The sequence below is a fragment of the Niameybacter sp. genome (assembly GCF_036655075.1).
In the GTDB taxonomy this organism is placed as follows: domain Bacteria; phylum Bacillota; class Clostridia; order Lachnospirales; family Cellulosilyticaceae; genus Holtiella.
On the sequence record NZ_JAVVQU010000066.1, the window covers coordinates 1 to 10,099 of the forward strand.

A 10,099-nucleotide genomic window follows, 5' to 3' on the forward strand; every position below is an offset into this window, starting at 1 on the left:
GTTTACGTTTTCAGTTTACATTTTTGAATTTATTAAATGAAAGTGATTAAGATTCTTATAAAAATATAGAGAATATCTATTAAAACTACTATAATAAAAGAGAATATTTATAGAATAAGAATATCTAAAATTTGGATATTTAATTGCTAATTACATAAAAAATAATAAATTTTTGAATCTATAATTATGTGCAATATAAATAGATATAAGTAAGATAAGTGAGATTAGAGGAGTTAATATGAACAAAACAGGGATGAATGATATTGCAGAGGATATTGGCGTATCGCGGAACACTGTATCAAAGGTAATGAATGGTAGGGGAAGCGTATCAGAGAAAATTAGGCATCAAGTAATAGAGGCAGCTATTAGATTAAATTATGAAAAACTACCGATGCATTTATTGGAAAAATTCGAAGAAACAAATAATATAAAGGAAGTTATTAATACAAAAAATATTTTAGTTATTGCAACTGCACCAGACTTTTCTAGTTTTTGGGGAAAAATGATTAATGGCATTACAAAAGAACTAGTAGAAGAAGAATACAATTGTTTTTATAATTTCATAACCTTTGAGCAAGAGGAGCATTTTGAGATCCCAGACATTTTAGATGCATGCCAAATAGCAGGTATTATCGTAATGAACGTCTATAATAAAAAGGCGGTAAAGAAAATTGCCAGTACAAATATCCCAACTGTTTACTTTGATATGCCTTTAGGGATGGAGGTAGAAGACATTAAAGGGGATATTGTTGTGACTGAAGGAAGAAGAAGTGTCTATCAAATAACAAAGAAACTCCTAGAGGCAAATCATAAACGATTAGGATTTGTAGGAGATATTACATATTGTAAGAGTGTGGAAGAGCGCTGGAGAGGTTTTGTTAGGGCACATAATGCATTAGGCATCAAGATTCATACAGAGTATTGTTATGTAGGAGAAAAGGCAGGGCACTACTATTTTGACAAAGAGATAGAAGAGATTATGAAAGCCTTTATTAAAGAAGGGCATAAGTTACCCCATGCCTTTGTGTGTGCTAATGATGAAATTGCCTATAAGCTTATTAATGAGTTAAAGAAGTACGGGTACCAAGTGCCGAAAGATATAAAGGTCTCAGGATTTGATGACATTCTTAATGAAGGTAACAATCTAGATTTTTTAACAACAGTCAATATAGCGACAGAATCTATAGGTAAGCGACTTGCAGAAAAGATAGTATGGCGCATTAAAAATAGTACAAGAGATTATGAAGAAATAAAAATATATGGGATGGTTAAGTTTAGACAATCCACAGAAGGTTAAGAAAGGGCGTTAAGGCAGATGAAAAATATTTTATTTATTATGGGAGACCAGCATCGGTATGATTGTATTGCATCTTATGGAAACAAGGATGTTAAGACACCACATTTAGATAGCTTAGCACATGATGGCGTACTTCATAAGGAGCATTACACAACTTACCCGGTATGTACACCAGCACGTTACTCTTTACTCTCAGGATTATATACACATCAGCATTTAGGATGGAGCAATCACTGTACATTAGCAGATGGGCTTATAACTTATCCTAAAGTACTTAAAGCTAATGGATATCGTACAGTAGCTATTGGTAAGATGCATGCAACACCAACTTATTTAAATATGGGCTTTGATAAAATGCTTTTAGCAGAACAAGATGGCAATGGACGTTATGATGATGACTACCATCGTTACTTAATGGAGCAAGGACTAGTAGATGAGAATGATATCATTGACCAACGTGAAGAGTTCCGCAAGATGGCAGATGAGGCTTACTGGAAAACATGTGGTTCTATGAAGTCTAACTTGGAGGACAAGCACCATTCTACAACATGGATTACAGACCGTGCCTTAGAAGAGCTTGAAAACTGGGGAGAAAGTGGCAACAATATGATGCTTGTAAGCTATGTGAAGCCACACCACCCATTTGATCCACCAGCACCATACGATACAATGTATAACCCAGAAGATATTGAAATCTTACCAGGCTATACAGATGAGGTATCAGAGGTGGACTATGAACATAGTACAGGGTACTTTAACCATAAAAATTTGACAGAAGAAAAGCTAAGAACAATTACAGCACACTACTACGGTAGTATTACACATATGGACCATCACATTGGCCGCCTGATTGAGACTTTAAAAGCAAAAGGGCTTTATGAAGATACACTTATTCTTTACACAAGTGACCATGGAGATTATATGGGATACCACCATATGCTTCTAAAAGCCAACTATATGTACGACCCACTTGCCAAAGTACCACTTATTATCAAATATCCTCAAAATGCACATCAAGGACAAGTTAATGAACGGATTAGTTCTAATATTGATATTGCACCAACCCTTATTAAGCAAGCAGATATCCAAGTGCCAAAAGTTATGAAAGGGTTAGATTTATCCAACCAAGAAGTAGGGCGTGACTTTGCACTTTGTGAAGGGTTACGTGTAGATATGTGTAATGGCGTTCAAGAAACTTACTATGAATACATGATTAGAACAAAAAACCATAAGCTAATCATTAGTAAGAACTTACAACACTATAAATTCTTTGATTTAATCAATGACCCTTATGAACTTAACAATGTGGCACAGGAAGCCCAATATCAAGAAGTGATTCAAAAGCATATGCATCACTTAGTGCAAACTATGACTTTTGAAGCACTTAGCCCAATCTATGTGAATGAAGAGGAAAAGACCTTTACACCAGAAAAAGCTACGAATCAAGAAGAACGTGATGCCGTAGAAACGTATTATAAAGCACGTGTACCACATTGTGAGCTTTAAAGGAATACTTTAAGGAGGTAGGAACATGCAATACAAAAATGTACTTTTTTTAATAGCAGATGACCAAAGATTTGATACAATACGTGCACTGGGCAATCAAGAAATTCATACACCCTATTTAGACAAACTTGTTAAAATGGGAACGACTTTTACCAATGCACATATCCCTTCAGGAACAAGTGGGGCAGTCTGTATGCCATCACGTGCAATGATTCATAGTGGGCGTACACTCTTCCATATTCAAGGAGAAGGACAAAATATTCCAAATGAACACAGTACACTTGGTGAAACACTTAAAAATGCAGGCTACTACAGCTGTGGCATTGGGAAGTGGCATAATGGTATAGAATCCTATGCAAGAAGTTTCAATGATGGAGATGATATCTTCTTTGGCGGTATGTGGGACCATTGGCATGTTCCTATTTCACATTATGATACAACAGGTAAGTATGACAATAAAAAGAAATACACAACCAATTTCCAACAAAAAAATGTACCAATCTCTATTCACTGTGATGAGATTACAATAGGGGTACACTCAACAGATTTGTTTACTCAAAAGGCAATGGAAAAGTTGGAGCATAGACCTAAGGATCAACCTTTCTTTATGTGTGTTTCTTATTTAGCACCACATGACCCACGTACTATGCCAGAAGCGTTCCAGAATATGTACCAAACAAAAGATATATCACTACCAAAGAACTTTGTCAAAGAGTATCCTTTTGAAATAGGGATTGAAAATATAAGAGCTGAGAGTATTGTAGCCTATCCAAGAGATGAGGAAGAAATTAAGCAAAACATTGCAGATTACTATGCCATGATTTCTCATTTAGATGCAAGTATTGGAACACTTGTAGACTACCTTGAAGCCAAAGGTGAATTAGAAGACACACTGATTGTCTTTACAGGAGATAATGGACTAGCTGTGGGTCAACATGGCTATATGGCTAAACAAAGTCACTACGAGCATAGTGTACGTGTACCACTTGTGATGGCAGGGGCTAGCATGCCTCAAGATAAGCGTATTGATAGCTATGTGTATCTTATGGACATCTATCCAACCATTTGTGAATGGATGGGGATTGAAATTCCAGAAAGTGTAGAAAGTAAGAGCTTAGTACCGCTCATTCGTGATGAGGTAGAAACTATAAGAGAGCACCTCTACTTTGCATTTGAAGACTTAATAAGAAGTGTGAAGTATAATGGCTTCAAATTAATTCACTACAAAAATGCACCAGAGCATACGCAGCTGTTCAATGTCGTAGAGGATCCTGATGAAATACATAACCTTTATAATGAAGAAACATATAGCCAACTTATCGAGAAAATGACACAGATTATGAACGGCTATAAGGATACTTGGGAAAATACAAGTCATAAGTTCTCTGCACAGTTCTGGGGAGAATAACCTTTAAATAACACATAATCTTTAAAGGGATTGATGAAAACTCTTAAGCAAATAGAAGAAGAATATTTAAGGAGGATACAAACATGAAGAAACCAAATATTATGCTCATATTGTGTGACCAATTTAGATGGGACTGCTTAAGTATTATGGGGCATCCTACAGTGGATACGCCAAACTTAGATAGTTTGGCTCACGAAGGTGTACTTTTTACAAATGGATATTCACCAGCACCTAGCTGTGTACCAGCTAGAGCTAGCTTATTTACAGGAAAAAGCCCAAACCTTACAGGATTTTTAGGTTATATAGATGGAAGAGAATGGAACTATGAAAATATGCTTCCAGAGATACTAAGGGACAATGGCTATCAAACCCATTGTGTAGGGAAAACCCATTTCTACCCACAACGCAAACACTGTGGATTCGAAGGTCTAGAATCTTATGAGGCATGGCAAAAGTTTGATAACCACTATACCAATGACTATCATGAATGGCTCAAGGAAAAGACTAATGGACAAATGGATGAGCTAGATCATGGGCTTGATGATAATAGCTGGATAGCAAGTCCAAGTACACTCCCATCAGAGCTTCATAACAATAGTTGGGTCGTAACGAAAGGCTTAGAGTTTATAAGAAAAAGAGATCATTCAAGACCATACTTCCTCAACTTATCTTTCCATAGACCACATCCACCAATCGATCCACCTAAAGTTTTTTGGGATGAGTATATAGGAAAAGAGCTTGAAGAGGTACCAGTAGGAGAGTGGGCATCTAAGCATGATAGACCTGTGCACACCATTAATACTTGGTCAGGCCGTCTATCTGGTGAAAGACTAAGAAAAGCAAGACTTGGCTACTATGCACAGATTGCTCATATTGACAATCAAATAGGAAGACTTATAAGATCACTTAAAGCAACAGGTGAGATGCCAGATATGATAATCTTCACAGCAGACCATGGAGAAATGCTAGGAGACCATCACTTGTTTAGAAAAACCTATGCCTATGAAGGGAGTGCAGCCATACCATTTATCGTATGGGAAAAGGGGAAACAACTAGGAAGAAGAGAACTGACACCGGTTGTCCTTCAAGATGTGTACACAACTATTCTTGACTGCGCAAATATAGAAAAGCCTGAAGATGTAGATGGCTTGAGCTTAATGTCACTTATTAATGAAGGTGAAGTCTTAGACCGTGAGTGGATACATGGTGAACATTCACGTTGTTATAGTGCAGAAGAATCTATGCAGTTTATGACAGATGGTAAGAAAAAATATATTTGGTTTACTGAAGTGAACAAAGAACAATTATTTGATTTAGAAAATGACCCTTATGAGTGCCACGACTTAGCAGCAGATGCAGCTTATGAAGATGAACTTCAAGTATGGCGTAAACGTATGATAGACTACCTAGCAACAAGACCAGAAGATGGCTTATCAGATGGTAAGACCCTGATTCCTGGCGGTGTTCCAGCTTATAGAAAGAAGGAAGTTAAATGAGCAACAAAAAGTATAACATCTTATTAATTACAACAGACCAACAACGCTATGATACGGTTGGAGACTTAATGCCTGACTATATGCGTATGCCACATACACAATATCTTATTAATCAAGGGATTAGTTATACCAATGCTTATGCACAATGTCCACTTTGTGTACCAGCACGTATCTCTATTATGAATGGGAAGTATCCTCAAACAACAGGTGCAACGACAAACTGTGAAACGATTGATATTATGGGACATCGTGATACATTACCAGCACTTATGAGAGATGCAGGGTATCAAACAATTGCCATTGGTAAGATGCATTTTGGACCAGCCAGATGTAAACATGGGTTTGATGAAATGATTATTCCAGATGATTATTACGAAGAAATGAGAAGATCAGGACAAATGTTACAGCCTATGCGTCATGGGATTGGACAAAATGAACCTTATCCAACCCTGTCCACAGTACCAGAGTCGATGACACTCACTTCTTGGACAACAGAAAAGTGTGTAGAATACATTCATGAACGCCGTGACCCAGAGCAGCCTTTCTTCATGTGGTGTTCTTACTCCAAACCACATCCACCTTTTGATCCACCAGAACCTTACTACTCTATGTATAGAGGGGAAGACATTGCAGAGCCAGTGTGTGGAGATTGGGCAGATGATGAAAATGCACCATTAGCCTTCAAACGTCTTAGACAAATGTGGGGATATGATACTATTAGCCCTAAAATTAGAAAAGAAATCAAATCTGCTTACTACGGCCTACTCACTCAAGTAGACTATAATATGGGAAGAATTTTTGCAGCACTACAAGACTTTGATATGCTTAAAGATACGATTATCCTCTTTACTTCAGACCATGGAGAGTATTTAGGTGACCATCATACCGCAGCCAAGTTCTTCTTACATCAAGCATCTGCACATGTACCATTTGTATTGAGATTGCCAGAACCATTGCTTTCACAGTATGGTGGAACGAAACAAGAAGCACCTGTAACACATGCAGATATTCTACCAACACTTGTAAAACTTGCGGGTGGAGAAGTACCCGAAGATGTAGATGGACAAGACTTAATGGCTGTTATAGAAGGTAAGGAAGAGCCAAGAGAGTACCTTGAGATGGTAACACAAATGGGACTACTTGAATGTATAGGGATTACAGATGGTAAGTACAAGTACATTTGGTATCTTGAGGACCAAAAGGAGCAGCTCTTTGACTTAATAGAAGACCCAGAAGAACTGACAGACTTAGCTTACTTCACACGCTACGAGGCAATCAAAGAAAAACTTAAGCAAGAGCTTATTGATAGTCCACATTCACAAAAAATTGGCTACTCTAAAGAAGGTAAGCTTGCAACCATTGACCCAAGAGGGGAAGACGAAAGAAATCGTCGTGCCCATCCATGGCTTGGATTCCACACAGAGTATTGCAAGGAAGATGTAAAACATTAAATAAATAAGGCTTAGAATATAAAGGGGTTTAGAGATGAAAAAGAAAAATATTCTTCTAATTTTTACAGATCAACATAGAGTAGACACTTTAAGTTGCTACAATCCAAATGCAATTTGTAAGACACCCAATATTGATGCACTTACAAGGGAGAGTGTTGTCTTTAACAACGCCTATACAACTTGTCCAGTTTGTTCACCAGCTAGAAGTTCACTTCATGCAGGGGTCTATCCAGCAAAAACAGGTATGGAAACAAACCTTTATCAAACAGGATGTAGAACACATGAGCTTCAAGATACACCTAACCTTTTAAGCCGTAGACTTCAAACAGTAGGCTATGAACTTGGTTATACTGGGAAATGGCATCTAGGTGTAGGCGCAAATAAACAAAGCAATGAAGAAGGTAGAAATATTGTTGCCCTTCAAGAAAAAGGGTTTATGGATAGCGCAGCTTATACAAATTATGGAACACTACCAACAGATATAGGATTTATTGGAGATGATTTCCCAGGACATGGAAATGGTGGTTGGGGATACCCACAATTCAAACAATATCTCAAAGATCAGAACTTAAACTTAGAGATGATTAACCATAGTACACGTGTACGTCCAGGGGACCACTCAGTATGGGCAGAGGTCATATCTCCTCTTGAATCAACCATTGAGTACTACATTACACAAAGAGCCATTGACATTATGGATGAACTTAAAGAAAAAGAAAATCCATTTTTCTTTGCACTTAACTTCTGGGGCCCACACGAACCATTCTTTGCACCAACCCAGTTCTTAGATATGTATCGTGATGTAGACATACCAGAAAACCCATCCTTCAAAGAAGACATTAAGAATATGCCTAAAATTTATAATTTGCTTAGAAGGCCAGAAGTAGATTGGAGTTTCTTCCAAAATACATTACGACACTACTACGCATGTATGAGTCATATTGATGCACAAATTGGCCGTCTGATGGATTACTTAAAAGCGAATAATCTCTATGAAGATACAGTGATTATCTTTGCAGCTGACCATGGGGATAACCAAGGCTGTCATGGTGGACTTGAAAATAAATCGTACAGTATGTATGATGATACAACCAAAATTCCACTTTTCATTAGACCAGCTAGTGGCTATGCAGGATACACACAAGAGGCCTTTGCATCAACTTGTGATATCTATGCGACCATTCTAGACTTAGCAGGTTATGTGCCTACTAATGTATTTGGTTTTGGGGATGGACAACCTTTAACACGTTTTATTGAAAGTGCTGACCAAGAAGGATGGGTAAAAGATATTGTGACACAAGGAATGGGCGCATTTGATGTGGTAACAACACAAAGAATGTACAGACAAGGTCATTATAAATATGTCTTTAATGGAGCTGGAGAAGACCAATTCTTTAATCTTTTAGATGACCCCAATGAAATGAATAACCTTATTGAGAGTGAACAACACCAAGACACATTACTTCAAATCAAAAATGATTTTGCAGACTGGATGACTAAGCATGGAGATATTGCACGCCATGCCTTCTGTAAAATAAATCGCATTAAGGAATGGAAGATATAAAGTATGCCACCAATTAATTTGCTCATAAAGCCTGCATCAAGTGGATGCAACTTAGCTTGTAAATATTGTTTTTACTACGATGTAAGTGATAATAGAAACATTAAATCTTATGGTAAAATGAGTACAGACACTTTAGAAGTGATCGTACAAAAAGCGATGGAGTATGCAGAAGGTAGCTGTACTTTTGCATTTCAAGGAGGGGAACCTACACTTGTAGGGCTTCCTTTCTATGAAAAACTTATAGAGTATCAAAAGAAATATGCCAAAGAGAATTTGAGTATTCAAAATGCAATTCAAACCAATGGTACACTCATTGATGAAGAGTGGGCAAAGTTCTTTAGAAAGAATAAGTTTTTAGTTGGTCTTTCTATGGATGGACATAAAGGGGTTAACGATGAGCTACGCTTGTATAGAGATGGGAAAGGGACTTTTGAAAAGCTTATGGAAACGACCCAACTCTTTGACAAGCACCGTGTAGAGTACAATATCTTAACAGTAGTGACAAGGCAAGTTGCCGAGAACATCAAAGAGATTTATAAGTTTTATATTGAAAATAATTTTAGATATATGCAATTTATCCCTTGTCTAGATGAAATTCATGAAGAACGGGGGGCTAAGGATTACTCTTTAACACCTGCACTTTATGAAAAGTTTTTAAAAGACTTATTTGACTTATGGTATGAAACGATTAAGTCGGGAGAATTTGTCTACATTCGTTACTTTGAGAACCTGATGCAACTTATGCTTGGTTACTATCCAGAAGCTTGTGGAATGATGGGTACTTGTACCTATCAAAATGTTATCGAAGCAGATGGTGGCGTATACCCATGTGACTTCTATGTAATGGATGAGTACTATATAGGAAATCTTGTAACCGATGACTTTGCAACAATTGAGAAGAATAGAGCAAAGATAGACTTTATTAACCAATCTCAACACAAAAATTCCGGTTGCTTAAAATGTAAATGGTATAAACTGTGTCATGGGGGATGTAGACGTGATAGAGATCAATTTACAGATGGGAAGATGGGTCGCAATTACTTCTGTACAACTTACAAAGGCTTTTTCAAATACAGCTATAGCCGACTTGAAGAAGTGGCACGTCACATTGCAGCCAATATGCAAAAAAAATATTAAACAAAGGAGCTCTGCCTAATATCTAGGTAGGGCTTTTTGTTTACCTTTTAAACATAAAATGGATACAAAGAATTTACATGTAAAAATAATATATATTCGATAAAATAATTAAATATAAAATTAATGTAATATAAATAGTAAAAAAGTATAAAAAGTGCAAAAATAAGTTAATATTTTATATATATTTTGCATAAGTATAGGAGTACTATATAGTTAATAAATGAATAATTGTTTAAAGTT

At 36.7% G+C, this 10,099-nt stretch carries 7 protein-coding genes; all 7 read left to right on the plus strand.

Annotated features, from left to right (window positions below; all coding sequences use genetic code 11):
- The first annotated feature begins 238 nt into the window (after positions 1–238).
- The gene (locus RRY75_RS13055; protein WP_332493924.1) at positions 239–1,297 is read left to right on the plus strand and encodes a LacI family DNA-binding transcriptional regulator; all 1,059 of its coding nucleotides are present in this window, start codon (positions 239–241) and stop codon (positions 1,295–1,297) included.
- An 18-nt stretch (positions 1,298–1,315) separates the two neighbouring features.
- Positions 1,316–2,803 (plus strand): sulfatase family protein, encoded by a 1,488-nt coding sequence (locus RRY75_RS13060; protein WP_332493922.1) that lies wholly within the window; start codon positions 1,316–1,318, stop codon positions 2,801–2,803.
- 25 nt (positions 2,804–2,828) lie between these two features.
- A complete protein-coding gene (locus tag RRY75_RS13065) occupies positions 2,829–4,211 on the plus strand; it encodes a sulfatase-like hydrolase/transferase (RefSeq protein ID WP_332493920.1) in 1,383 nt (460 codons plus the stop codon).
- A gap of 83 nt (positions 4,212–4,294) precedes the next feature.
- Entirely contained in the window at positions 4,295–5,707 is a 1,413-nt protein-coding gene (locus tag RRY75_RS13070; protein WP_332527939.1) for an arylsulfatase, read from the plus strand.
- On the plus strand, positions 5,704–7,158 hold the full coding sequence (locus RRY75_RS13075) for a sulfatase-like hydrolase/transferase (RefSeq protein WP_332527938.1): 1,455 nt from the start codon (positions 5,704–5,706) through the stop codon (positions 7,156–7,158). The genes RRY75_RS13070 and RRY75_RS13075 overlap by 4 nt, the downstream gene beginning before the upstream one ends.
- A 34-nt stretch (positions 7,159–7,192) precedes the next feature.
- Positions 7,193–8,722, plus strand: coding sequence for a sulfatase-like hydrolase/transferase (locus tag RRY75_RS13080; RefSeq protein WP_332717141.1), 1,530 nt, complete (start codon positions 7,193–7,195; stop codon positions 8,720–8,722).
- 3 nt (positions 8,723–8,725) lie between these two features.
- Complete coding sequence (locus RRY75_RS13085; protein ID WP_332717144.1) at positions 8,726–9,859, plus strand: anaerobic sulfatase maturase; 1,134 nt, start codon at positions 8,726–8,728, stop codon at positions 9,857–9,859.
- Positions 9,860–10,099: the final 240 nt, after the last annotated feature.